This window comes from Bradyrhizobium sp. 17 (assembly GCF_023073515.1).
Classification (GTDB): Bacteria; Pseudomonadota; Alphaproteobacteria; order Rhizobiales; family Xanthobacteraceae; genus Bradyrhizobium; species Bradyrhizobium canariense_D.
In genome coordinates this window covers 344,653-369,230 of the sequence record NZ_JADPJQ010000105.1, presented here as the reverse complement: position 1 = coordinate 369,230, position 24,578 = coordinate 344,653, and the positions used below count along the sequence as shown (strand labels likewise).

Sequence of the window (24,578 nt, the reverse complement as noted above, 5' to 3'; positions counted from 1 at the left end):
CCCGAGAGCGCTGCACCATGGTAGACGCAAACACGGCCGTTCGACCAGCGCCCGCATTGCTGCCCGCGCTTGGCGCCACGACCTCATTGCAGGCGCTGGTGGCTCTGGCTCTGTTCGCGCCGGCGTGGTGGCACCGCGCGCCCATATCGAGGTCTGGCAGCTCTCGATGTTCTCCTGCGCCGTGTTCGCGGTCGGCATTCCCGCCTCGTTCTGGGGCGGCGGCTTCATCGCCCGCCTGGGCTCGATGCGGATCGCGAGCCTCTGCGCGGCGGCGATCATCGCCAGCATGGCGCTGGCTTCGCTCGGCTCGACGGCGGCCCTGCTCGCAGCCGGCCTCTGTCTTGGCCTCGCCTTCGGACCGGAGACGCCCGCAAGCGCGGTGCTGCTGGCGCGGCTCGTGACGGCCGAGCGGCGCGCGTTCGTGTTCTCGGTTCGCCAGACCGGAAACCAGATCGGCGCCGTCTGCGGCTCGCTGGTTCTGCCCGCGATCGCAATCTCGCTCGGGCCCGCCTGGTGCTATGCCGCCGTGGGCGCCTGTGCGCTGCTGGCGATAGCGTGGTTCGAGCGCCTGCGGCCCGCCTACGCCGTCAAGGTCGTGCCACTGCCGGAGCTTAGCCTTCGCACGCGGCTGGCACTGGTGACCGCGGACCGGCGCATCGCAATGCTGGCGCTGGCCTCGATGCCCTTCAGCGCGATGCAGGTGTCGCTCAATACGGTCTTCGTCACGCTCGGCACCCGCGAGCTCGGCCTCAGCCATGTCGAGGCCGGCATGGCGCTTGCCTGCGCCCAGGCCGGCGGCCTGATCGGCCGGCTCGGCTGGGGCTTCGTCGCAACGCGCCTCAATGCCTCGCGCGGAGTTCTCGTCGTCATCGGCCTCGGTATGACGTTCTGCGCCGCGCTGCTGGGTCTCGATGGCGTATCGCTCGGGCGGACCGGCCAGTTCGCGATTGCAACTCTGTTCGGCCTGACGGCCTCCGGGTGGAACGGTGTCTTCGTCGCCGAGATCGCACGCCTCGCCCCGCAGGACAGGATTGGCGAAACCACCGGCGCGGTGCTGACCGCATCCTACGCCGGCCTCTTGGCAGCACCGGCGCTGGTGTCCTTCCTGGACAGCGCAGCCAGTCTCGGTGCCGCCTTCTTCGCCTTGGCTTGCCTCGCCCTCTGCGGCACATTGGCACTGGTCTGGGGAGGCCATGACAAAGGGAAGAAGTAGCGCGTGCGAGATTGCGGCCGACGTCTCCGCCGGACGAACGAGTGCGGTCGAGACCGCCAAGGCCGCGCTTGCGCGCATCGAGGCCGCCAAGGCGCTGAACGCAGTGGTGACGACCGCTCCTGCGCGTACGCTTGCCGACGCCGCAGCGGTCGATGATCGCCTGCGTGCCGGCGAGACGATGCCGCTCGCCGGTGTCCCCGTCGTCGTCAAGGACAACATCTGGGTCCGTGACTGGCGTGTGACACAGGGCTCGCGCCTGTTCGCCGAATTCGTCGCGCCGCAGGATGCGATTGCGATCGAGCAGCTGCGCAAGGCCGGCGCCGTCGTCGTCGGCATCGGCGCAACGTCGGAATTCGCCTGCAAGGGCGTGACCACCTCGCCGCTGTATGGGCCAACGCGGCATCCGCTGGATCCCACGTTGACGCCCGGCGGCTCGTCGGGCGGCCCTGCCACGGCGGTTGCGGCCGGCCTCGTGCCGCTAGCGATCGGCACCGATGCGGGCGGCTCGAGCCGCAGGCCGCCGGCCCATGTCGGCGTCGCGGGGTTCAAACCGTCCTATGGCGCGATCCCCTATGGGCCAGGCTTCGCCGAACCGTTTTTCGGCCTCTCCGTCATCGCGCCGATCGCCACTGACGTTGCCGATATCGCGCTGGCGTTCGAGGCCATGGCCGCCGTCGATCCGCGCGATCCGGATTCAGCCGGCATCGCTCAAGAGGCCAAAAACATCGCCGGTCTGCGCATCGCGTTCTCGCCGCGCCTTGGGCTCGACGTCGCCGTCGACGATGTTGTCGCTGAAGGGCTCGCTTTCGCCATCGCGCGTCTCTCCGCCGCTGGCCTCAGCATCGCGCAGCGCGATCCCGTCTGGCCGGCGGGCGCGACGGAAGAGGCTATCATGCCGCTTCAGCAGGCCGGCCTCGCCGCACTCTATCGAGATGCCTTCCGCGAGGATCCGACCGTGTTCGATTCTGACATCGCCAGACAGATCGAGCGAGGGCTGTCGTGGTCGGGCGCCGACGTTGCCGGTGCGCTGCTGGCAAGCGCCGCAATCGCCAATGCTTTCGCGGCATTCTTCACCGAGGTTGATCTGCTGCTGGCGCCAACCGTTCCCTGTGTCGCCTGGCCATTCACCCAGCTCGGACCCGACATGATTGGTGGCCGCGCGGCGAGCCCGCGCGCGCACGCGGCGTTAACGCCCTTTGTCAATCATGCTCGTCTGCCGGCGATTTCGCTGCCGTGCGGAACGGATCGGTGCGAACTTCCATTCGGCCTTCAGGTCATCGCCGCGCGCGGACAAGACCGCACGCTGCTTGAAGCAGCGCAAGAGATCGAGGCCATATTGCGAACATAATCCCGAGAGGCGGGCGGTGGGCTAATTGCCCGCTCAGTCTCCCAGCGGCCCTTTGGCGTCCCCGTCGCTCCCCTTCAGCAACTCGTATTTGATCCGCCGCATGCGCGCCTGGGCTTCGAGCGGTTTGCAATAGGCAGTTGACGCCGCAAGCAGATCGATGGTGGCGAGAAATGCATAGCGCGACGCCGTCGGCTTGAGCGCGTCGGGCGCTTCGGGCACGTGTACGCCAAGCGCAATATCGGCGATTGAGGCCAGCCTGCTTTGCGGCTTGGTAATTGCGACGACCAAGGCGCCGTATTGCTTGGCGATACTGGCTGCCTCGATCACCTCGTTCGCTGCACCGGTGGTCGAGATGGCAACGACGACATCATCCCGTCCGAAGGTCGCGGCAATCATGCGCATCAAGCTCGGATCGGAGGCATGCGAGACGGCAATCCCAAGACGAAAGAACCGGTTCTGAACCTCCGCCGCCGCAAGAGTGGAACCGCCCCCCACCCCGAACGCTGCAAGCTTCGAACAGCGGGAGATAGCTTCGGCAGCCCGCTCGATGTCCTCCTTGCGAAGTCCCTCCTCGGCAGCGGCAATTGCACGGCGAATTTCCTGAAACACCGACCGCCAGAGCGCGGGGCGCGCCAGATCGGTCCCGACATGCGGGGGAAGCTCAACGTAAATCCGCCCGACCGCCATTGCTTGAGCCAGCCTCACCTTGAGGTCGCGGACGCCCCGGCAACCGACGGAGCGGCTGAACCGGGTTACCGTCGGCTCGCTGACGCGCGCCCGACGGGCCAACTCGGAATTGCTGGCGTGAACGGCAAACTCCATATCGGCCAGCAGCACCGTGGCAACGCGTTGCTCGGACGGGCTGAGGCTTAGAGCGCTCTGCCTGATGAGGGAGATGATGTCGCCGGCCACGACATTGTCGTCGCCGGGCGGCTTCGAGATTGCTGCACCAACGGCTCTCGCCGGGTGATTTCGCTTTGCACGCGCCATTGCCCGCCCTTTCCCAGGTCAGATCAACCTGCGCCCTTGGCAAGAAGCTGCCGTAAGAAACCTTCAGCATCGACCAAACGTATATCGGCATGCCACATCAATAACAGCATTTTCTGCTTGATAATTGCCAAATTGTGTATGTAACTTTCAAACAAGCAATAGCGTGCCGTCAGCCCAACAGCTGAAAGGCACATCCCTGCACCGGGAAGCAGGCGGCTCAACAAGGCGGGAGGGCGATCATGAGATACGGTCCAAGTGTCTTGATGCGTGGCGTCGTGCGGCTGGCCACCGCGTCATTTTTGATTGCGCAGGCCAGTGCCGCCACCCTGCTACGCGAAGCCACCATCGGAGAACCGCCGCCGCTCGATGTCATGCTGACGACCGCCGACGTCGCATCGGTCATCGGCCGCCACATCTTCGAGACCCTGTATGCGCTAGACTCGACCTATACGCCGCGTCCGATGCTGGCCGAGAGCGATCGCACGGAAGACGGCGGTCGGACCATCGTCATCAAGCTCCGCGAAGGAGTCCTCTTCCACAACGGCAAGGAGATGACCGCCAAGGACGTAGTCGCCTCGATGACGCGATGGGGCAGTTTCGGTGCACGCGGCAAGCTCCTGATGGCGGCGGCTACGTCGGTCGAGGCGACCGGAAAGTATGAAGTCACGCTGAAATTGTCCGCGCCGAACGGCGCCTGGAAGGCTCTCATTGCGGACGTCAATGGCGGTCTTGCGATCTATCCGGAAGACATAGCCGCCAAAGCGGGGAACCGGCCGATCGAGCAGAAGGACTATATCGGCACCGGGCCCTACAAGTTCGTGGAGTGGCGGCCGAACCGCTATGTCGAGGTGGAGAGGTTCGAGGGCTACAAGCCGGTGAAGGAAAAGGGTGACGGCTTCGCCGGCGCCCGCGTTGCGAGCTTCGACAAGATCCGGTTCATTCCGGTGCCTGACGTCGGCACGCGCGTGAGCGGCGTGCAGGCGGGTGACTACGACTATGCGGAAATGATCTCCGGCGATCTGTACGAGTCCCTGAGCAAAGATCCATCGGTCCAGGTGCAGCGTACCAACGCGCCGATCTTCGGCCTTTTCTTCATGAACTCGAAGCAGGGAATCCTGAAGGACAATTACAAGCTCCGCCGCGCCATCCAGACCGCGCTGGACAAGTCGCAGGCGCTGCGCGTCGCCTTCGGTCCCAAAGACCTGTGGAATGCCGAAGGATCGATCTTTCCCAATGGCACCCCCTGGTACTCGACGGAAGGCGCCTCAAATTATAGTGCGCACGATCCGAAGAAGGCCAAGGAGCTCGCAAAGGAGGCGGACTACACGGGGACGCCGATTCGCCTGCTGGTCTCGACGAACTATCAGGCACACTATGACGAAGCCTCCGTCTTCACCCGTCAGCTGGCCGACGCCGGAATCAATGTTCAGATGATGGTCGTCGATTGGGCGACCCTTCTGAAGATGCGCGGCCAGCCGGAACAGTGGGACATCTTCGTCACGCACCATTCCTTCGCGCCGGACCCGCTGCTGCTCACGTTCCTGAATGCGAGCTATCCCGGCTGGTGGGACAGCCCCGAGATCGGCTCGCTTCGGGCCGAGTTGATCAACACGACCGATCCAGCCGCGCGCAAGTCGACATGGGACAAGATCCAGTCGCTGATCTATGAGCAGGTACCGGTGATGAAAGTAGGCGATGCCTACACCTACGACATTGCTTCTCCCAAGCTCAAGGGGCTCAACCCAAACGGTCCGGTGTTCTGGAATGTGTCCACGAAATAAGGACGGGCAATGAGGCCGCGAGGACTGTCGAGCGCCGGCGCCGGCGCGCATCGTTGCCGCTGACAGGCGCCCAATCACATGTGGTCTTACGCATTCAAGCGCGCAGGAACGACGGCGGTGACGCTGCTGGCAGCGTCCATCATCATCTTCGCGTTCATCCATATCGTGCCGGGTGACCCGATCTATGTTTTGCTCGGTGATACCGCGACTCCCGACCAGATCGACGCCTTGCGACACCAGCTCGGTCTCGACCAGCCGATCATCCTGCAATATCTCACTTGGGCCGGCCATGTGCTCGAGGGCGACCTCGGGCGGTCGATCTTCTTCCAGGCGCCCGTGCTGTCGGTGATTGCCGATGGCGCCGAGACCAGCACCTTGCTCGCCACCATGACGATGATCTGGGTTGCCGTCATCGGCGTGCCGATCGGAATGATTGCGGCGGTCCGGCACGGCACGTGGCTCGATCAGGGATTGTCCGGTGGGGCGATGCTGATGGCCTCGATACCCACGTTCTGGGTCGGGCTCTATCTGATCCTGATCTTCGCCGCGTGGCTCGGCTGGTTTCCGAGCTCCGGCTATCCGTCGATCTTCGAAGGCGGTGTCGTCAATCTCCGCTATCTCGTCCTCCCCAGCCTGGCGCTTGCGGCTCCGAATGCTGCTTTGATCCTGCGGCTGACGCGCGCCAGCATGCTCGACGTCTCCCGGGAGGACTACGTGCGCACGGCGCGGGCAAAGGGAATCCGGCCGTGGCAGGTCGTGCGCCGCCACATCTGGCGCAATGCACTCCTGGCGGTCGTCTCGGCCTTCGGCTTCACCTTCGCCGCGCTGCTGTCCGAGGCGGTGGTGACCGAAACCGTGTTTGCCCTGCCCGGCATCGGACGCCTCGTCGTTCAGTCGATCCTTCGCCGAGACTACCCTGTGATCCAGGGCGTCATCCTGGTCATCGTGGTGGTTTATCTCCTGATCAATCTGATCGTCGATCTGAGCTATCGTCTGCTCGATTCGCGGGTTGAACTTCAATGAGCAGCAACAGCGTGACATTGTGGCTCAAGCCGTTCATCGCCCGCCCGATCGCGCTGGCCGGGCTCGGCGTCCTTCTGGCGACTGTGCTCGCCGCGGTCTTCGCACCCTGGCTGTCGCCTTACGATCCGTATGCCATCGATCCCCTGATCCGCCTGACGCCCCCGAACATGACCCACTGGTTCGGCACCGACCAATTCGGCCGGGATACCCTGTCGCGCACCATTCATTCAGCACGCATGGCACTTTTGATCGGCTCGGGCGTGGTCGTCTTCGCTCTCGCGACAGGCGTTCCGGCCGGCGTACTTTCCGCACTGTTCCCGCGGCTGGGTCACCTGCTGATGCGCATGGTCGACGTGCTGATGGCCTTCCCGACTCTGCTTCTCGCACTTGGCCTGATTGTCATCTTGAGCCCGAGTGTGGCCACCGTCATTCTGGCCATTGGGATCGGCTACATGACGACGACGACCCGCATCGTCTACGGACTGACGCTGCGCTTGCGCGCGGAAACCTATGTCGAGGCGTCCCGCAGCATGGGCGCCGGAGCGGCATGGCTCATCAGTCGGCACATCTTGCCGAACCTGGTCTCACCACTTCTCGTGCAGGCCAGCTTCGTCTTCGCGTTCGCGCAGCTCGGCGCGGCTTCACTCGATTTCCTGGGCCTCGGCGCCCCTCCCGACATTCCGAGCTGGGGCAATATGCTGGCGGAGTCACGGACCTTCATCATCCGCGCGCCGTGGCTGCTCTTCTTCCCGGGCATGATGATCGTGGCGACGGCATTTTCTCTGAACCTGGTCGGCGATGCATTGCGCGATCGACTCGATCCGCGGTTCCGTCAAGTCTTTGGTGAGAAGGGTTAGGCCGTGCTGACAGTTTGCGACCTTACGGTGTCAGTGGGGCCGGAAACCGCGCCGGTCGACATCGTCGCGGGCGTGTCCTTCGGCTTGGCCAAGGGCGAAATCCTCGGCCTCGTCGGCGAGTCCGGCTGCGGAAAGAGCATGACCTCGCTTGCGGTCATGGGATTGCTGCCGCAGCCCGGTCCCCGAGTCCGGGCCGGGCGCGTCCTGTTGGAGGGCTGCGACGTAACGCAGCTGCAGCCCTGGCAACGTGTCGAAGCGGGCCACGGCCGCATGGCAATGATCTTTCAGGAGCCGATGACCTCACTGAACCCTGTTCGTCGGATCGGCGATCAGATCGCCGAAGCCGTACGCGTGCATGAGGGAATTTCGGGCGCAGCGGCGCTGGTCCGTGCGCGCGAACTGCTCGAACTGGTACGTATGCCCGACCCCAAAATGCAGCTGTCCGCGTATCCCCATCAGTTGTCCGGAGGCCAACGCCAGCGGGTCATGATCGCGATTGCGCTGGCCTGCAGGCCACAGGTGCTGGTCGCCGACGAACCGACCACTGCGCTGGATGTCACCATACAGGTTCAGATTCTCGGGCTCTTGCGCGAGCTCTGCAATCGGCTCGATATGGCGATATTGTTCATCACTCACGACATGGGAGTCATTGCGCAGCTCGCCGATCGTGTCGCTGTCATGTACGCCGGCCAGATCGTGGAAACCGCTTCAGTCGATGCGCTGTTCGGCGCACCCCGTCATCATTACACCCGCGGACTGATGGATTGCATGCCGTCGCGAAATTCCGGCGCGCGCCGGCTGCCGACCATTTCTGGTCAGCCGCCGCTGCCAGGTTCGGTCGCCGCTGGCTGCGTGTTTGCCTTGCGTTGCGCAGCGGTGCGCGATGAGTGCCGCGTGGCGACCCCGCCCCGCCTGGAGGCTTCCCAAGGGCACGAGGTGCTCTGCGCGTTTCCGCTGGCCGGCGGAGAGCTGCCATGAGCGGCAATGTAATCCTCGAGGTCCGGGACATGATGGTCTCGTTCAGTGCCAGGCGGGCCGGTCGGAAATACCGGGTGCAGGCGGTGGATGGTGTATCGCTGTCGCTGGCCGAAGGCGAGGTCCTCGGGATCGTGGGCGAGTCCGGCTGCGGCAAGACCACGCTGGGCCGAGCCCTCGTCGGGCTGGTCCAGCCCGACAGCGGCAACTTCAATTTGAAGGGAACCGAAATGATCGGAGCCCGCGGCTCCGGCCTCCGCGAGATGCGTCTGAGCGTCCGGATGGTTTTCCAGGACCCCAATGCATCGCTCAACCCGCGGCGCGCAATTGGAGATTCGGTGGTGGAGGCGGCCGACATCAGCGGCTTCTTCAAGAACCGCGCCGAGCGCAGCGCGGCCATAGCTGCCACCTTGACGGCCGTCGGGTTGAACCCGTCTTTCGCCGCTCGCTACCCCTACGAACTGAGTGGCGGGCAACGGCAACGGGTCGGAATCGCACGCGCCATTCTTCCCACGCCGTGCATCATCGTCGCCGACGAGCCGGTCTCGGCCCTCGACGTGTCCGTGCAGGCCCAAGTGCTCAATCTGATGATGGATCTGCGTGACCAATTGAGACTGTCGATGCTCTTCATCTCGCACGACCTTGGCGTGATCGGGCAGATCAGCAGCCGCGTTGCTGTCATGTATATGGGCCGCATCGTGGAGCAGGCCGGGACGCGGACGGTCCTGGATCATCCGCTCCATCCCTATACGCGCGCGTTGGTGGCGGCAATTCCGAAGCCCGATCCATCGAAACGGATCCAGGGCGCGATCGAAATGGGTGAACCGCCAAGCCTCTTCACGCGACCGCACGGCTGTGCATATGCGCCCCGCTGCCCTATGGCCAGCGATCGCTGTCTCGTCGATGTGCCACAACTTCGATCTGTCGGTGCGGACGGTCGGACGATCGCCTGCCACAACGTATAACCAGCGAGTGCGGCGCGCCGCGAAATGACGCAACGCCTACGATTGATTTCTCCTCTATTCGAGCGATCCAATTCAAGCGGCGGCCGCCATGCGGCTGGCGGGTGCAAATCGGGAAGCCTGACGCCTGTTGCACCGCGATGTTAATCGCGACGCAACATTCAAAATGAGACTGCCCGTTAAGCCGCGCACGGCTCCAGCACGTGCGCTGCATCGGAGTTCGGTTAGCCTCCGTTTCAAGAACCGTTAGCCTTGTCCGAACGCCGCACCGCGCGGCGGGCGCGTCAAGGCGCGGTGAAAAACAGTGACAAGAACGCCCAGGGAGGAGAGCAATGTTGAAAGGCAGTCTAGGACTGATCGCGTTGAGCAGCCTGTTACTTTCGGGCACCGCCTTCGCACAGGAGAAGATCAAGGTCGGCGTCACCGCGACGCTCGAAGGCACCTACACCGTACTCGGCGAGGACGGCATCCGCGGCTTCCAGACGGCCCTCAACGTCCTCGGCAAGAAGGTCGGCGACAAGGAACTCGAATTTGTCATCGCCTCGACCGACGCGACGCCGGACTCCGCCGTACGAGCCGTGCGCAAGCTGATCGAGCAGGACAAGGTACAGATCCTGCTGTCGCCGCTCTCTGGTGACGAAGGCATCGCGGTCAAAAATTTTGCAAAGACCCATCCCGAACTGACCTTCATCAACGCCGCCTCCGGGGCCCAGGAAACGACCTATGTCGATCCGGCTCCGAACTTTTTCCGCTACAACATGGACGGTGCGCAGTGGCAGGTGGGCCTCGGCAAATATGCTTATGACGAAAAGAAGTATCGCAAGATCGCGACCGTCGGCGAAGACTACTCCTTCATCTATACGCAGGTGTTCGGCCTCGTGCTCGAGTTCTGCGGTGCCGGCGGACAGGTCACCAACCGGCAATGGGTGCCGCTCGGCACCAAGGACTTTGCCTCGGTCATCGCCGCACTGCCCGACGACGTCGACGCAATCTATCTCGGCCTCGGCGGCGCCGACGCCGTCAACTTCCTGAATCAGTACCAGCAGGCCGGCGGCAAGGCGCATCTGATGGGCGGCTCGATCATGATCGACCAGACCATCCTGTCGTCCAAGGGAAACGCCAAGAATGCCCTGATCGGCACGCTGGCCGCGAGCGGCCAGGCCGACACTTGGGAGAACCCAAGTTGGCAGAAGTTCGTGAAGGACTATCAGGACGCCTTCCCGCCCAACAAGCGCTTCCCGAGCCCATCGCTGCTCGCCACCAACTATTACGGCTCGACCATGGCGCTGATCCAGGCGCTCCGCCAAGTCAATGGCGATCTCTCCAACAATCAGGCCAAGTACAAGGAGGCCCTTGCCAAGATCGAGATCGACGCACCCAACGGCAAGATCAAGCTGGACTCCAACCGCCAGGCGATCGGCACCAACTTTGTCACCGAGGTCGTCGACGACGGCAAGGGCGCGCTGTTCTCAAAGGTCGTGAAGGTGATCCCGGACGTCAACCAAACGCTGGGCTACGATCCCGCGGTGTTCGCCAAGATCGGTTTGCCGAGCCGCACAGTACCGGAATGTAAGAAATACTGACCTAGTCTCATTCGCGAGCGATGACCGGCCGGGGAGAGATTTGCCAGAAGCGCGACACGTGCGCCCTTGCATTCTCTCCTCGGTTGTTGAACGCTACCAAAAAATACCAAGAGCTTTTGGGAGGAGAGGCATGAGCCGGGCGCTCGCCGTCTTCCACGGCCGCTTTGGTCGGGCGACGGTCTATCAGTTGAACCGCCCTTTCAACATCCACGCACATCGCGAAGGTCATTTGATCTTCCATGTCGGCGGGCGTTCCGCATGCATCGATGTCAGTGACGGACGTTACGAGCTCACCGAAGGTTCCGTCGTCGCGGTCAATCCGTGGGAGCCGCATAATTTCCTGCCGTCCGATCTCGAAGGCGGCGCCGTTTTCTTCGTGCTCTACGTCAATGCGGAGTGGTTTGCGCCCGACGCGCCCGGCGCCGACCGCCTGCGCTTCGGCCGCACCCAGTTCACGCGGTCCGTTGCGCTGGACAAGCACATCAGGCACGCAGCCGCCCTCGTGTGCGGCGCTCCCTCGCTCAACAGCCTCGATGGCGAGCTGAGAAGCCTGATCGACATCTGTTATGACGAAAGCTGGCAACAGGCGGCAACCGCGCGCGATCCGCGCGCAAACGGTTCCGTCACGGATTTTCGCGTGCGCAAGTGCATCAAGATGATGTCGGAGAGTCCTGGCGCCGAGATCGAGCTCGATACCATCGCGCGCGAATCTGGCCTTTCCCGGCCGCATTTCTACCGGCTCTTCCGCATCCAGACCGGCGTCACGCCACACCTCTATCTCAACACGCTGATGATGGAGCAGGCGCTGGAGGCGCTGGTGGCGAGCGAAGCGCCGATCGCCGATATCGGCTTCGATCTCGGCTTCTCGTCGCAGAGCGGATTCACCCGCTTCTTCGCTGCCAATGTCGGCATGGCGCCGACCGATTATCGCCGCGCGGCCAAGGTTTTGCGCGCCTGAGGTCACGCGAAAAGATACTCACGATCAAGCGCCTCCGTTACAGCCGCATTAGGATGCGACAAACGCGATCCCGAAACGAGGATCGCGCGCGATAGGGAGCGCACGTTCATGGCAGGGCTTGCGGCCGGCGACGGTCTGCGTGCCCCTCCGCCCCGCTTGCGGGGTGAGAGATGGGGTGACGCGAAGACGGAGCGGCGATAATGACCCGCTTTGTCGAACGCCATCCCGCCTGGGCACTGATTGTCATCATCGCAATCGCGGTAGCACTCTGGCTGATTTTCGCAGTGTGGCCGCAGAGCGTCGAAGATGCGTTCGGCCGCAAGCGGGTCTTCCTCAACGCGCTCTTCAACGGCATCACGCTCGGCGGTCTCTATTTCCTTGTCGCCAGCGGCTTTACGCTGATCTTCGGCTTAATGCGTAACGTCAACCTCGCGCACGGCTCGCTCTATTTGTTCGGCGGCTATGTCGGCTACGCCATCAGCGTCGCGACCGGTTCATGGGTCCTCAGCTTCATCGTCGCTTTCATCCTGACGGCACTGGTCGGCGTCCTGCTCCAGGTCCTCGTCTTCCGCCGCATGGAAGGCCAGGACCTGCGCCAGACCATGGTGACGATCGGACTCTCGATCGTGTTCGCCGATTTGATGCTGTGGGCATGCGGTGGCGATTTCTATCAGATCCAGACCCCGAACTGGCTGATCGGACCTGTGGAGCTGCCGCTGGTCACTGCGGTCAAGTCCTCAGGTGAGCCGGTCTATCTCCGCTATCCCCTGGTCCGACTCGTGATCTTCGTCGCCTCCGTCGTGATCGGCGTGGCGATGTGGCTGGCGCTCAACCGCACGCGCATCGGCATGATCATCCGCGCCGGGGTCGACGATCGCGACATCCTGGCTGCGACCGGAGTACGGATCCAACTCGTTTTCGTGGTGGTGTTTGCGCTCGGCGCCGGCCTCGCTGGCGTTGCGGGCGTTGTCGGCGGAACGTTCCAGTCGCTCTCACCCGGCGAGGATATCCGCTTCCTGCTCGCCTCCCTCGTCGTTGTGATCGTCGGTGGCATGGGCTCGATCCCAGGGGCTGCGCTGGGCGCGCTCATCATCGGCCTCGCCGAACAGCTCGGCTCGGTCTACATCCCGACCTACGCCATCGTCGTGACCTTCCTGATCATGGTTTTGGTGTTGGCAATTCGGCCGCAGGGCCTGTTGGCGAGGCGCTGACATGTCCCTCGCCCACGACGCCCGCGTCCCGGTTCGTCCCGCCACTGCGGTGCAGCGCTCGAAATTGCGCGGATGGCCGGAGATCGACAATCCGGCGGCCTGGGCCGTCGCGGCCATTCTCCTAATCATGCCCCTGATCGCCAACGGCTTCTTCCTGATCGAGATCTTTGCGACCACGCTGATCCTCGGAACCATGGCGCTGAGTCTGATGTTTCTTGCCGGCTATGGCGGCATGGTCAGCCTGATGCAGCTCACCATCGCGGGTTTCTCCGCCTATATGGTCGCGGTGTTTGGCGTCAGCGGCAACGCCAATATCAGCCTGGGCTGGCCGTGGTGGCTTGCGGTCCCAATGGCGCTCGCGCTCGCGACCATATTCGGCACGCTCGGCGGCGCGCTGGCGGTGCGCACCGAGGGCATCTACACCATCATGATCACGCTCGCGATCGGCGCGGCGTTCTATTATTTCACTAACCAGAACTGGGCGATCTTCAACGGTCATACCGGCATCAATACCGTTGCCACACCGCATTTCTGGGGCGTCAACTGGCGCGCCGACATTCCATTCTACTATATCGTCCTCGCAGTAGCCGCGCTGTGCTACTTCGCCGTCGACTACATCTCCCGCGCACCGTTCGGCCTCGCGTTGCAAGGTGTCCGCGACAATCCCCGCCGCATGGCGGCACTCGGCTTCAACGTCAATGCGCATCGCGTCGCGGCCTACGTCTTCGCGTCCTTCGTCGCGGCGCTGGCAGGGGTACTCCAGGTCTGGAATTACCGGCAGATTTCGCCGGGATCCGTGAGCGTTGGGGCCTGCATCGATATCCTCATCATCGCAGTCGTCGGCGGCATCACGCGTCCCATCGGACCCTTTATCGGCGCGCTGATCTTCGTACTGCTGCGGACCTTCGCACTCGACTTCCTGGTCAAGCTGGGGCTCGACGGCAACCGCTTTCGGCTCCTGATCGGCCTCGGCTTCCTCGCTATCGTGTTCTGGTCCTCGGACGGCGTCATCGGACTCTGGCAGAGCTGGCGGCGCCGCCAACGCTCCGGCGCGGCAAGTTCAAGCGGACGACGTGGCCGAGAATCTGACCAAGGATCCAGCCAAGGATCCCACCATGGATAGCGTCGCGCAACGCCTCTCTGTCGTGGGCGCCGGCGCGGCGCTGGAGCTGCGCGGCGTGACACGTCTGTTCGGCGCGCTGGCGGCACTCACCGACATCACCATTACCGTCCGCCCCGGCGAACGGCGCGCCGTGCTTGGCTCTAACGGCGCCGGCAAGACTACGCTGTTCAACTGCATCACCGGCGACTTCCCACCTTCTTCCGGCACCATCCGCTTCTTCGGCGAGGACGTCACGCACTTCCCGCCCTATGAGCGCATCCGCCGTGGCCTGCGCCGGACTTACCAGATCTCCGCGCTGTTTCCGGGCCTTACCGTCCAGGACAATGTCTACCTCGCCTGCCGTGGCGTCTCACGGGGACGCTTCTCGTTTCTCCGCCCCGGTCAGAACGATGCGTTGATGCACGCGGCCGAAAATCTCGTGCAGGCCGTCCATCTCTCGGGCGTGAAGGATCAGCGCGTTGCCGAGCTCGCGCATGGCCAGCAGCGCCAGCTCGAGATCGCACTTGCGCTTGCCGGCGCGCCGCGATTCGTCCTGTTCGATGAACCCGCCGCGGGGCTGTCGCCGACCGAGCGTGCCGAGCTGATCGAGATATTGACCTCCCTGCCCGCGCATATCGGCTACATCATCATCGAGCACGACATGGACGTCGCCCTGCGCGTCGTCGAGAGCGTCACGATGATGCACAACGGGCGGATCTTCAAGGAAGGCCGTCCGCAAGAGATCGAGTCCGATCCCGAAGTGCAGGAGCTTTACCTCGGAGGCGGCCATGAATGAGGTCCGCCGTACCGCCGCCGCGCTCGAAGTCCGCGGCCTGGACGTCTATTACGGCCATTCGCATGCGCTGCAGGGCGTGGATCTGACGCTCGAGGCCGGCGTGTTCTCGGTCGTTGGCCGCAACGGCATGGGCAAGACCACGCTATGCAAGGCCATCATGGGGCTGGTGCCGGTCAGCGGCGGCTCGATCCGCATCCGCGGGGATGAGATCACCCGACAGCCGCCTGCCCACATAGCCCGACTCGGCGTCGGCTACGTTCCGCAGGGACGGCGGCTGTGGCGTTCACTCAGCGTCGATGAGCATCTGCGGCTTGCCGCCGGCTTGCGCCGCGGCGCCTGGACGGTCGAGCGCATCTACAAGACGTTTCCGCGGTTGGCCGAGCGCAAGGATCACGGCGGCGGCCAGCTCTCCGGCGGCGAGCAACAGATGCTTGCGATCTCGCGCGCGTTGCTCACCAACCCGCGGCTCCTGATCATGGACGAGCCCACTGAGGGGCTCGCGCCCGTCATCGTGGCCCAGGTCGAGGAGATGCTGCTACGACTTGGCGAGGACGGCGACATGTCCGTGCTCGTGATCGAGCAGAATATCGGCGTGGCGACCGCCGTGTCGCGCAATGTCGCGATCGTGGTCAACGGCCGCGTCAACCGCATCATCGATTCGGTGCGGCTTGCCGCCGATCGCGAACTGCAGCAGCGCCTGCTCGGTGTCGGAATGCACGCCGGACTCGAGCTCGACCTCGACGTGCCACCGGCGGATACGGAAGCGAAGCCTCCTCCGCAGCAGACGCGTCCAGGCGGCGCGATCCGCATCTACATGTCAAACCCGACGCCGCCGACACGGTGGTCGCAACCTGTGCCGATCGCCCGCATCGAGGCTGCGGCCCGCATGTTCTCGACACAGGTGATGCGACTCGACGAGACGGCACGGCGACGGCGCGAACCGGTCGCCGCACAAACGCAGGGCCCTCCGGTCGTCCTCGTCGTCGGTACGCTGGACACCAAGGGCACGGAGCTCCGCTTCATCCGCGACATCATCGCCGGGACCGGCCTGCGAACCCGATTGGTCGATGTCTCCACCAGCGGCAGGCACGCGGCCAGCGACGTCTCCGCCCAGGAGATTGCCTTGAACCATGGTCGCGGCGGATCGGCGGTACTCGGACCCGACCGCGGCGCCGCCGTCGCCGCGATGGCCGAGGCCTTCGCCAGCTGGTTGCGACGCCAGAACAATGTTGCCGGCGTGATTTCTGCCGGTGGCTCGGGCGCAGCGTCGCTGGTCGCGCCCGGTATGCGGATGCTTCCTGTCGGGGTGCCGAAGCTCATCGTCTCGTCCGTCGCCTCTGGCGACGTCGGGCCCTATGTCGGCCCCGCGGACATCACCATGATGCATTCGGTTACCGACGTTCAGGGCCTCAACTCGATCTCGCGCGCCGTGCTGGCCAACGGCGCCAACGCGCTGGCCGGCATGGTCAAGGCGCGCCTTGATCAGCATTCGCGGAAGGATCGCGGCGACAGCGGATTGCCGTCGGTCGGCATCACCATGTTTGGTGTCACCACGCCGGCGGGGCAGAAAATCGCGGCCGACTTGCGCGAGGATTTCGAGTGCCTGGTCTTCCACGCCACCGGCGTCGGAGGACGCTCAATGGAGAAGCTCGTCGATTCCGGACAGCTCGCAGGCGTCATCGACCTCACGACCACGGAGGTCGGCGATCTCCTGATGGGCGGCGTGTTCCCGGCCATCGACGACCGCTTTGGCGCCATCATCCGCAGCCGGGTGCCTTATGTCGGCTCGGTGGGCGCTCTGGACATGGTGAATTTCGGCGCCCCCGAGACCATCCCGGAGCGCTACCGCGGCAGGAAATTCCACGTCCACAACCCGCAGGTCACGCTGATGCGCACCACTGCAGAGGAGAACGAGCGCATGGGGCACTGGATCGCCGACCGGCTCAACCGGATGGACGGCCCGGTGCGCTTCTTCCTGCCTGAGGGCGGTGTCTCCGCGCTCGACGCGCGAGGACAGCCATTCTGGGATCCGGACGCCGATGCGGCGCTGTTCCGCACGCTGGAGCGCAACGTGCGGCAGACCGCCAACCGTCAGCTCATCCGCATTCCCAAGAATATCAATGACCCCGAGTTCGCCTCCACCATCGTCAGCGCGTTCCGAACATTGTTCGGCCGCATTGGGGCGCGCCGGAGACTAGCGAGGTGACCGATGGCCCGGTTTGAACGCGCTGCACTGTTGAATCGCTTCCGCGAGATGGCAAGGCGCGGCGAGCCCATCGTCGGCGGCGGCGCCGGCACCGGCCTGTCGGCCAAGTGCGAGGAGGCCGGCGGTGTCGACCTCATCGTCGTCTACAATTCCGGCCGCTACCGCATGGCCGGCCGAGGCTCGCTCGCGGGATTGATGGCTTACGGCGACGCCAACGCCATCGTGCTGGAGATGGCCGGCGAAGTGCTGCCCGTGGTGACCAGGACGCCAGTGCTCGCCGGCGTCAATGGCACGGATCCGTTCCGCGACATGGATCTTTTCCTGGACCAATTGAAAGCGCTCGGATTCGCTGGCGTACAAAACTTTCCGACCGTCGGCCTAATCGACGGCGTGTTCCGCGCCAATCTCGAAGAGACCGGTATGTCCTATGCCCTCGAGATCGACATGATCGCAAAGGCGCGCGAGAAGGACCTGCTGACGACGCCCTACGTCTTTAGCGAGAAGGAAGCTGCCGCGATGGCGATCGCAGGCGCGGATATCATCGTCTGTCATCTGGGCCTGACGACCGGGGGCAGCATCGGCGCGCAGACCGCACTCAAGCTGACCGATTGCCCAGCGCACATCGACACCTGGGCCTCCGCCGCGCTCGGCGTCAATCCGGACATTCTGGTGCTCGCTCACGGCGGACCAATCTCCGATCCGGACGATGCCGATTTCATCATGAGGAACACACGCAACTGCCACGGCTTCTACGGCGCCTCCTCAATGGAACGGCTGCCGGTCGAGCGGGCGCTGACGGATCAGGTTCGCAAATTCAAGGCGATCGGCGCGCGATAACGCCGAAAGGTCGAGGGAGAGAAACATGTCAGGGACTCTGGTCGGTGAATTGATCCTCTGGCTGATCGTCGCCGTCGTGGTGATCGTGGTCGGCGTCTACATCGTGAACTGGCTCTATCACCGCTCGTCCAAGGAGACCTCATTCGTCCGGACCGGCCTGCTCGGCGAGCGCGTTGTGATCAACGGCGGCGCCTTCGTGCTGCCGTTCATCCACGACTACACGCCCGTCAACATGAACGTGCAGCCGATGGGCATCGTGCGCTCCCGCCAGGACGCCGTGATCACCCGTGACCGCATGCGCGTCGACATCGAGGCCGATTTCTATGTCCGCGTGCAGGCGACCCGCGAAGCCGTGTCTATCGCGGCCGCCACACTCGGCCGCCGCACCATGGAGCCCGAACAGCTCCACGCCCTCCTCGCCGGCAAATTCATCTCGGCCATTCGTTCCGTTGCCTCGGAGATGACCCTCGAGCAGATGCACGAGCAGCGCGGTGAGTACGTCGCCCGCCTCAAGGCGAACGCCGCAGAGGCCCTCGCCCAGAACGGGCTCGAGCTGGAATCAGTCGCGATCACCGATCTCGACCAGACCGATCTCGAATTCTTCAACCCCTCGAACCGCTTCGACGCCGAAGGTCTGACCCGCCTGATGGAGGACATCGAGGCCAAGCGCAAACTGCGCAACGACATCGAGCAGGATTCGATGATCAAGATCCGCTCCCGCAACCTGGAGGCCGAGCGGCAGGCTCTCGAGATCGAACGCGAAAGCGAGACGGCGCGCCTCGAACAGGAGCGTGACATCGAGATGCGCCGCGCCCTGCAACGCACCGAGGTCGCACGCGAACGGGCCCTGCGCGAGACCGAAGCTGAGCAGGCGCAGATTTCCGCCCGTGAAACCATCGAGAAGGCGCGAATCGCCAACGACCAGGCGATCGCCGAAGCCCGTATCGCCTCGGAGCGTGAGACCCGCCAGCGGGAGATCGAGCGCACCCGCACCATCGAGGAGAAGGAACTGCTCGCACGGGAGGAAATCGAAAAAGCCCGGATCGCCAACCAGCGCTCGATCGATACCAGCCGCATCGCTTCCGAGCGCGAGGTGCGCCAGCGCGAAATCGAGCGGATGCGGACCGTCGAGGAAGCCGAGATCACCGCCCGCGAAGCGATCGAGAAAGCGCGTATCCAGCAGGACCGCGTCGTGACCGACGCCCGCATCGCTAACGAAGAGGAGACCCGGCGCCGCGAGATCGACCGGACCCGCGCCGTGGACGAAGCCGAGATTGCTGCCCGCGAGACGACCGAAAAGGCCCGCATCGCCCAGACCATGATTGTCAATGTCGAGCGCATCGCATCCGATGAGCGCACCCGTGCGCTGGAGATCCAGCAGGTGCGTAACATCCAGGAAGCCGAGATTGAGGCGCAGCGCGCGGTCGAGGCGGCGCGAATCGACCGGGAGCACAGGCTCGCCGTCGAGCGCATCGCGGTCGAGCAGAATACCCGGCAGTTGGAAATCGAGCGAAATCAGACGCTGGAAGTCGCAGAGGTCGCGGCGCGCGAAGCCACCGAAGCTGCCCGCATCACCCAGCAAGAGCGCGTGCGGTCGCTGGAAATCGCCCGCAACCGCGCCGTCGAGGAAGCCGACATTGCCTCGCGGGAAGCCATCGAAGCCGCCCGGATCGCGCAGGAGAAGTCCGTTGCAGCCGAGCGTATCCAGGCCGAGCGTGACACACGCGCGCTCGAGATCGAGCGCTCAGCCGTGCTCGAGGCGGCCGAGTTGAAGCGCCGCGACGCCATCGAGCGCCAGCGCATCGGCGTCGATCTCGCGCTCGAGGCCGAGCGGATCACGTCCTCCAAGAAGCGCGAAGTCCTCAATATCGAGCACAAGAAGGCGATCGAGATCGCGGATGAGGACCGCGTCATCGCGCTCTCGACCAAGAAGTCCGAGCGCATCGACGCCGACCGCCAGGTCAGGCAGGCCGAGATTGTCGCGCGCAAGGAGGTCGAGACCACCGACGTCTCGCGCGAGCATGCGCTGGAGGCGGCGCGAATCGAGCGCCGCCGTTCGATCGAACAGCTCGAAGTCGCTCGCGTCCAGTCGCTCCAGGAAGCCGAGATTGCCGCGCGGGAAGAGGTTGAGCGCTCCCGCATCGCCTCCGATCGCGGCCTCGACGAGGCCCGCATCGGCCGCGAGCGCGAGTTGCGCAAGCTCGAAATCAATCGCGAGAAGGAGGTCGAGACCGTCTTGATGGAAAAGGCGATTGCTATCCACCTCAAGTCGCTGGAGGAATCCGCGGCCAAGACCTCGGCTGAGGAAGCGCGGGTGCATGCCACTGAAGCCACCGAGCGCGTCATAACCGCGCGCGAGAGCGAGATCGCGAAGCGTCGCAAGACCGTGGAGATCCTGATCGCCGAGAAGCAGGCCGAGGAGACGCGAATTGCCGCGGAAGCCGAACGGATCCGCGCTGCAGTCGAGGCCGAGGCGCAGCGTATGCTCAACGAGGCCGAGAACGTGCTGACCGACCAGGCGCGCTACTCGCTATTCCGTAGAAAGCTGCTCGACCGCATCGAGGGCATCGTCCGTGAGAGCGTCAAGCCGATGGAGAAGATCGAGGGCATCCGCATCCTGCAAGTCGATGGTCTCAACGGCAACGGCCATGGCGGCAATGGCGGCCGTAGCGCCACCGACGAGGTGATCGACTCGGCGCTGCGCTACCGCGTCCAGGCGCCGCTGATCGACTCGCTCCTGGCGGACATCGGCGTCGAAGGCGGCAGCCTCGCCAAGATGCCAGGCCTGATCCGGGAAGCTCGCGACATGCAGGGCATCAAGGACTCCGCGCGCAAGAGCGGCGGCGGTGGCGAGAAGCCAGCCGCTGCACCCTCGCCTGCAGCCGACGGCGAGCCGCCCGCCGAGCGCAGCCCCCGGAAGAAGAGTTGAGGTCGCACCATGGCCCGCGTCTACGTCTCAACCGTCGTCAACGCACGCAACGATCGCGTCTGGGCGCGGGTACGCGACTTCAACGGTCTGCCGAACTGGCATCCCGCGATTGCGGAAAGCCGCATCGAGGGTGGCGAGCCCTCCGACAAGATCGGCTGCGTCAGGGATTTTCGCCTCCGCAACGGCGATCGCATCCGGGAAAAGCTGCTTGGCCTGTCCGATTACGACATGTTCTGCACCTACTCGATCCTCGAATCCCCGATGGGGGTCGAGGACTACGTCGCGACGCTTCGGCTGACGCCGGTCACGGATGGCGACCAGACCTTCATGGAATGGACCGCTGAGTTCGAATGCGCACCCGAGCGGGAGGCGGAGCTTGTCGCGAATATCGGCGGCGGCGTGTTCCAGGGCGGCTTCGACGCCCTCAAACGCCAGTTCGGAGGCTGAGCGCAGTGCCGCATATCGTCAAGAGCACGATCCTGGATGCGCCGACCGGGTCCGTGTGGGCGGTGCTGCGCGATTTCAACGGGCACGATCGCTGGCATCCGGCGGTCGCGGCCTCCACCATCGAGCGGGCGCAGGCCTCGGACAAGATCGGCTGCGTCAGGCGGTTCAAGCTGCAGGACGGCTCGGAGCTGCGCGAGCAATTGCTGACGCTGTCGGATCTGGAGCAGACCTTCAGCTACTGCCTGCTCGATACGCCGGTCCCGATGTTCAACTACGTAGCCCACGTCCGCCTGCTGCCCGTGACGGACGGCGACCGTACCTTCTGGCACTGGGAATCGCGCTTCTCGACGCGGCCGGAGGACAAGGATCGTATCACCCACATGGTCGCGGAAGATATCTACCAAGCGGGATTCGTAGCGATCCGCCGACACCTCAAGGAGGCTGTGTCAACATGACTGTGACGGTGAAGACCTTCGCAAGCTCGAGCGAGGCCGCCGCCGCGCTGTCGTCCGATCGCACCGCTCGCTATCTCGGTGGCGGCACGCTCGTGATGCGCGCTCTGAACGAAGGCGATATCTCGCTCTCGACCATCGTGCGCGCCAATGACCAAGCCTTGACGCGCATCGACCCATCTGGTCCGCGGATCACCTTGGGTGCTGGCGTAACTTTCGCCCGGATTCTGGGCGAGCGTGACCTCGCTTTCCTGCACGCCCCTGCCCGCTCGATTGGCGGCCCGGCGGTGCGCAACATGGGTACGGTGGGCGGCAATCTGTTTGCGCCTAATCCCTATGGCGATTTCACCGTCGCCCTGCTTGCGCTCGATGCCACCGTGGCCCTGCAAGGCGGCTTTGGATCGCGCGACATTCCAATTGAGGAGTTTTTGCAGTCGCGTGAAAGGCAGGCGGGCATGCTCGTGCTGTCGGTGTCCTGCACGCGACCGACAAGCCCGGAGGCTTTCCGCTACCGCAAGATCGCGCGGATCAAGCCCAAAGGCGGCTCGGTCATCACGCTCGCCGCACATCTACCAATCAGTGGCGGACGGATCGCCGGGGCACGAATTGCATTGGGATCGATGGCGCCGACGCAAATACGTGCGCGGGCGGCCGAACGCGCTTTGGAAGGCCGATCGCTCGATGCCGCGACCGTTGCGGCCGCAGCCTCCGCAGCCGCGGAAGGAACATCGCCATCCGACAACGCGCTCGGCAGCGCCTGGTATCGCCGCGAGATCGTCGGCGTACATCTGCGTCGTCTTCTCTTGGGTCAGGAATAGATCGTATGGCCAAGACTGCCCTGCAATTTCGTCACAACGGCAGCGAGGTCGCCATTTTCGTCGATGGCGGCACCAACCTGCTCGTCGCCCTCCGCGAATTGATCGGCGACATAACGCCGAAATTCGGTTGCGGCCAGGGCGGCTGCGGCACGTGCAGCGTTCTGATCGATGGCGAGCTTCATCTCTCCTGTCTGACGCTGGCCGAGACGGTCGCGGGCCGCTCCGTCGAGACGCTGGATAGCCTGAAGCAGGGACCGAACCTCCATCCGCTGCAACGCGCCTTTGCCGAGAATTTTGCTGCCCAGTGCGGATATTGCACGCCGGGCATGCTGATGGCTGCCAAGGCATTGCTCGATCGCAATCCCTCCCCGAGCCGCGCTGAAGTCGTCGAGGCGATCTCCGGCAACATCTGCCGGTGCACCGGCTACGAGCCGATCATCAACGCCATCCTCGCTGCCTCCGGCGGCCGGGTGAGCGCCTGAAGGACCAGATCATGCTGGAACTGCGCAAAGACATTTTCGCCGACGAGCGCGACGACGATCTCAAGGAGATCGGCAAGGGCACACAGCGCCAGGACATGCTCGGCCATGTCACGGGCACATCGAGCTATTTCAACGACCACAAGCTCCAGGGCATGCTGCACCTGAAAGTCGTTCGCTCGACCCATTCGCACGCAAGGATCCGGCGGATCGACACAACCGACGCTGAACGCTCAGCCGGCGTGCGCCGGATCATCCGCGGCTCGGACGTGCCCCGCAACCTCAACACACTTTTGAGCCTGATCAATTTCGGCAAGGACGACGAGCCGTCGCTGGCCGTCGACAAGGTCCGCTACAAGGGTGAGCCGATCCTAGCCATCGTCGCCGACAGCGAGCGCGAGGCTTTTGAGGCCATTGCGAAGGTACGGATCGACTATGAGCCGCTGCCGGCCGTGTTCGACGTGGAAGATGCGCTGAAGGCGGGCGCGCCCGTCGTCAACGATACCTATCCGAAGAATGCCTTCATTTATCACGACAGATACGACCACCAAAAGCTCCGCTTCGGCGATGCCGATGCCGCACTCGCGACTGCCGATCACGTGCTCGAACAACGCTACCAGATGTCACCAATCGAGCACGCGCCGACTGAAACCAACGGGTCGATCGCGGCGCCCGACACCAACGGTCGCTATGTCGTCTATACGTCGACGCAGGCGCTGTTCTTCTCGGTTGACACCTGCGCCAAGATTCTCGACGTCCCCTCCAACACCTTCCATTTCATCGGCGGCACCGTCGGCGGCGGCTTTGGCGGCAAGGTGGACACGCTGACCGAACCTTTATGCATCCTAGGTGCGATGCTAACGGGACGTCCCGTGCGCTACGTGTTCGGACGCGAAGAAGAGATGCAATACGGCCCGCCGCGCGGCGCCGAGCGCATCTACATCAAGGACGGCGTGATGCGCGATGGCCGGGTCGTCGCGAGAAAGATCCGCGCATATTTCGACAGCGGCGCATATACGCGGCTCTCCAGTTATGCAGCCGTGAAATGCGCAGCCCACCTGCCAGGGCCCTACACCATCCCGAACGTCTATGGCGACGTCTACTGCGTCTTCACCAACCGTACGCCGGCGACCGCGATGCGCGGCTTCGGCGTCACCGCAATGGATTTTGCGATTGAGTGCCAGATGGACAAGCTCGCGAATCTCATTGGCATGGATCCGATGGAGTTCCGCATTCTCAATGCCTATCGCGACGGCGACATGAAGGCGCATCGGCGCGAGGCCAAGAACACGGCGCTGATCGAGTGCGTCCAGGTCGCCGCGGAGAAAGCCAAATGGCCGATCCGCGACGAGTTCAAGCGCGCCTCCTCGCGCAAGGACGGTGGCGGCAGCCGCGCCGCCATCCCGCGGACGCCTTCCGACACCTCCGCGAGGACAGCTGCGCCGGCGCAGCAGCGCACGAGCTATGATCGCCTGCCGACGGCCGGGTTACGGGAACCGCCGCGCGAGCCCCCACCACCCGCTCCGCCCCCGCCGCAGCCACCGCGGCCGGCATCGCCCTCGCATGGGGCGGGCCGCTTCTCATCCGTGTTCGGCACCAGGAGACGTTGAG

At 64.3% G+C, this 24,578-nt stretch carries 21 protein-coding genes and 1 pseudogene; 20 read left to right on the top strand and 2 right to left on the bottom strand.

Features of this window, described 5'->3' with window-relative positions:
• Positions 1-17 precede the first annotated feature (17 nt).
• Both IVB13_RS20680 and IVB13_RS20675 read left to right on the top strand, forming a co-directional pair.
• Positions 18-1,213, top strand: a pseudogene (locus IVB13_RS20680) (MFS transporter).
• Complete coding sequence (locus IVB13_RS20675) at positions 1,194-2,561, top strand: amidase (protein WP_247455078.1); 1,368 nt, start codon at positions 1,194-1,196, stop codon at positions 2,559-2,561. Before IVB13_RS20680 ends, IVB13_RS20675 begins: the two are co-directional and overlap by 20 nt.
• 33 nt (positions 2,562-2,594) lie before the next feature.
• Here IVB13_RS20675 and IVB13_RS20670 read toward each other — a convergent pair whose 3' ends face one another.
• Together IVB13_RS20670 and IVB13_RS20665 are read right to left on the bottom strand one after the other, a co-directional pair.
• Positions 2,595-3,551: a MurR/RpiR family transcriptional regulator gene (locus IVB13_RS20670; protein WP_247370671.1), complete on the bottom strand. Its 957-nt coding sequence runs from the start codon at positions 3,549-3,551 to the stop codon at positions 2,595-2,597.
• Between the two features lie 23 nt (positions 3,552-3,574).
• A complete protein-coding gene (locus IVB13_RS20665; protein WP_247337525.1) occupies positions 3,575-3,772 on the bottom strand; it encodes a hypothetical protein in 198 nt (65 codons plus the stop codon).
• 18 nt (positions 3,773-3,790) lie between these two features.
• On the opposite strand from IVB13_RS20665, the gene IVB13_RS20660 reads away from it, so the two are divergent.
• From IVB13_RS20660 to IVB13_RS20575, 18 genes are all read left to right on the top strand, one after another.
• Positions 3,791-5,332: an ABC transporter substrate-binding protein gene (locus tag IVB13_RS20660; RefSeq protein ID WP_247404286.1), complete on the top strand. Its 1,542-nt coding sequence runs from the start codon at positions 3,791-3,793 to the stop codon at positions 5,330-5,332.
• 78 nt (positions 5,333-5,410) lie between these two features.
• Complete coding sequence (locus tag IVB13_RS20655; RefSeq protein ID WP_085350845.1) at positions 5,411-6,355, top strand: ABC transporter permease; 945 nt, start codon at positions 5,411-5,413, stop codon at positions 6,353-6,355.
• Complete coding sequence (locus tag IVB13_RS20650; protein ID WP_247490208.1) at positions 6,352-7,212, top strand: ABC transporter permease; 861 nt, start codon at positions 6,352-6,354, stop codon at positions 7,210-7,212. Before IVB13_RS20655 ends, IVB13_RS20650 begins: the two co-directional genes overlap by 4 nt.
• 3 nt (positions 7,213-7,215) lie before the next feature.
• Positions 7,216-8,190: an ABC transporter ATP-binding protein gene (locus IVB13_RS20645; protein WP_026233650.1), complete on the top strand. Its 975-nt coding sequence runs from the start codon at positions 7,216-7,218 to the stop codon at positions 8,188-8,190.
• Positions 8,187-9,152, top strand: coding sequence for an ABC transporter ATP-binding protein (locus IVB13_RS20640; protein WP_247474395.1), 966 nt, complete (start codon positions 8,187-8,189; stop codon positions 9,150-9,152). The genes IVB13_RS20645 and IVB13_RS20640 overlap by 4 nt, the downstream gene beginning before the upstream one ends.
• 329 nt (positions 9,153-9,481) lie before the next feature.
• Positions 9,482-10,732 (top strand): ABC transporter substrate-binding protein, encoded by a 1,251-nt coding sequence (locus IVB13_RS20635; RefSeq protein ID WP_026233649.1) that lies wholly within the window; start codon positions 9,482-9,484, stop codon positions 10,730-10,732.
• A gap of 130 nt (positions 10,733-10,862) precedes the next feature.
• Entirely contained in the window at positions 10,863-11,690 is an 828-nt protein-coding gene (locus IVB13_RS20630; RefSeq protein ID WP_247490204.1) for an AraC family transcriptional regulator, read from the top strand.
• A 200-nt stretch (positions 11,691-11,890) separates the two neighbouring features.
• Positions 11,891-12,901, top strand: a complete 1,011-nt coding sequence (locus IVB13_RS20625) for a branched-chain amino acid ABC transporter permease (protein ID WP_085350842.1) — start codon at positions 11,891-11,893, stop codon at positions 12,899-12,901.
• Between the two features lies 1 nt (position 12,902).
• A complete protein-coding gene (locus tag IVB13_RS20620; RefSeq protein ID WP_018458739.1) occupies positions 12,903-14,024 on the top strand; it encodes a branched-chain amino acid ABC transporter permease in 1,122 nt (373 codons plus the stop codon).
• Positions 14,017-14,799 carry an ABC transporter ATP-binding protein gene (locus IVB13_RS20615; protein ID WP_007593014.1) on the top strand — a complete coding sequence of 261 codons (783 nt, stop codon included), beginning with the start codon at positions 14,017-14,019 and terminating at the stop codon, positions 14,797-14,799. Before IVB13_RS20620 ends, IVB13_RS20615 begins: the two co-directional genes overlap by 8 nt.
• On the top strand, positions 14,792-17,005 hold the full coding sequence (locus IVB13_RS20610) for an ABC transporter permease (protein ID WP_247490202.1): 2,214 nt from the start codon (positions 14,792-14,794) through the stop codon (positions 17,003-17,005). Before IVB13_RS20615 ends, IVB13_RS20610 begins: the two co-directional genes overlap by 8 nt.
• A 3-nt stretch (positions 17,006-17,008) precedes the next feature.
• Complete coding sequence (locus IVB13_RS20605) at positions 17,009-17,842, top strand: phosphoenolpyruvate hydrolase family protein (protein WP_018458736.1); 834 nt, start codon at positions 17,009-17,011, stop codon at positions 17,840-17,842.
• Between the two features lie 25 nt (positions 17,843-17,867).
• Positions 17,868-20,771 (top strand): flotillin family protein, encoded by a 2,904-nt coding sequence (locus tag IVB13_RS20600; RefSeq protein ID WP_247490200.1) that lies wholly within the window; start codon positions 17,868-17,870, stop codon positions 20,769-20,771.
• A 9-nt stretch (positions 20,772-20,780) separates the two neighbouring features.
• Positions 20,781-21,218, top strand: coding sequence for an SRPBCC family protein (locus tag IVB13_RS20595; protein ID WP_247393709.1), 438 nt, complete (start codon positions 20,781-20,783; stop codon positions 21,216-21,218).
• A gap of 5 nt (positions 21,219-21,223) precedes the next feature.
• Entirely contained in the window at positions 21,224-21,673 is a 450-nt protein-coding gene (locus IVB13_RS20590) for an SRPBCC family protein (protein ID WP_018458733.1), read from the top strand.
• On the top strand, positions 21,670-22,488 hold the full coding sequence (locus IVB13_RS20585; protein WP_247490198.1) for an FAD binding domain-containing protein: 819 nt from the start codon (positions 21,670-21,672) through the stop codon (positions 22,486-22,488). Before IVB13_RS20590 ends, IVB13_RS20585 begins: the two co-directional genes overlap by 4 nt.
• A 5-nt stretch (positions 22,489-22,493) precedes the next feature.
• A complete protein-coding gene (locus tag IVB13_RS20580; RefSeq protein WP_085350838.1) occupies positions 22,494-22,970 on the top strand; it encodes a (2Fe-2S)-binding protein in 477 nt (158 codons plus the stop codon).
• Positions 22,971-22,981: 11 nt separating this feature from the next.
• A complete protein-coding gene (locus IVB13_RS20575; RefSeq protein WP_247412971.1) occupies positions 22,982-24,577 on the top strand; it encodes a molybdopterin cofactor-binding domain-containing protein in 1,596 nt (531 codons plus the stop codon).
• The last annotated feature ends 1 nt before the right edge of the window (position 24,578 follow it).

Coding starts and splice junctions, on each gene's coding strand:
- IVB13_RS20675 (WP_247455078.1), top strand. CDS start 1,194: ATGACAAAGGGAAGAAGTAGCGCGTGCGAGATTGCGGCCGACGTCTCC.
- IVB13_RS20670 (WP_247370671.1), bottom strand. CDS start 3,551: ATGGCGCGTGCAAAGCGAAATCACCCGGCGAGAGCCGTTGGTGCAGCA.
- IVB13_RS20660 (WP_247404286.1), top strand. CDS start 3,791: ATGAGATACGGTCCAAGTGTCTTGATGCGTGGCGTCGTGCGGCTGGCC.
- IVB13_RS20655 (WP_085350845.1), top strand. CDS start 5,411: ATGTGGTCTTACGCATTCAAGCGCGCAGGAACGACGGCGGTGACGCTG.
- IVB13_RS20650 (WP_247490208.1), top strand. CDS start 6,352: ATGAGCAGCAACAGCGTGACATTGTGGCTCAAGCCGTTCATCGCCCGC.
- IVB13_RS20640 (WP_247474395.1), top strand. CDS start 8,187: ATGAGCGGCAATGTAATCCTCGAGGTCCGGGACATGATGGTCTCGTTC.
- IVB13_RS20635 (WP_026233649.1), top strand. CDS start 9,482: ATGTTGAAAGGCAGTCTAGGACTGATCGCGTTGAGCAGCCTGTTACTT.
- IVB13_RS20630 (WP_247490204.1), top strand. CDS start 10,863: ATGAGCCGGGCGCTCGCCGTCTTCCACGGCCGCTTTGGTCGGGCGACG.
- IVB13_RS20625 (WP_085350842.1), top strand. CDS start 11,891: ATGACCCGCTTTGTCGAACGCCATCCCGCCTGGGCACTGATTGTCATC.
- IVB13_RS20620 (WP_018458739.1), top strand. CDS start 12,903: ATGTCCCTCGCCCACGACGCCCGCGTCCCGGTTCGTCCCGCCACTGCG.
- IVB13_RS20615 (WP_007593014.1), top strand. CDS start 14,017: ATGGATAGCGTCGCGCAACGCCTCTCTGTCGTGGGCGCCGGCGCGGCG.
- IVB13_RS20610 (WP_247490202.1), top strand. CDS start 14,792: ATGAATGAGGTCCGCCGTACCGCCGCCGCGCTCGAAGTCCGCGGCCTG.
- IVB13_RS20605 (WP_018458736.1), top strand. CDS start 17,009: ATGGCCCGGTTTGAACGCGCTGCACTGTTGAATCGCTTCCGCGAGATG.
- IVB13_RS20600 (WP_247490200.1), top strand. CDS start 17,868: ATGTCAGGGACTCTGGTCGGTGAATTGATCCTCTGGCTGATCGTCGCC.
- IVB13_RS20595 (WP_247393709.1), top strand. CDS start 20,781: ATGGCCCGCGTCTACGTCTCAACCGTCGTCAACGCACGCAACGATCGC.
- IVB13_RS20585 (WP_247490198.1), top strand. CDS start 21,670: ATGACTGTGACGGTGAAGACCTTCGCAAGCTCGAGCGAGGCCGCCGCC.
- IVB13_RS20580 (WP_085350838.1), top strand. CDS start 22,494: ATGGCCAAGACTGCCCTGCAATTTCGTCACAACGGCAGCGAGGTCGCC.
- IVB13_RS20575 (WP_247412971.1), top strand. CDS start 22,982: ATGCTGGAACTGCGCAAAGACATTTTCGCCGACGAGCGCGACGACGAT.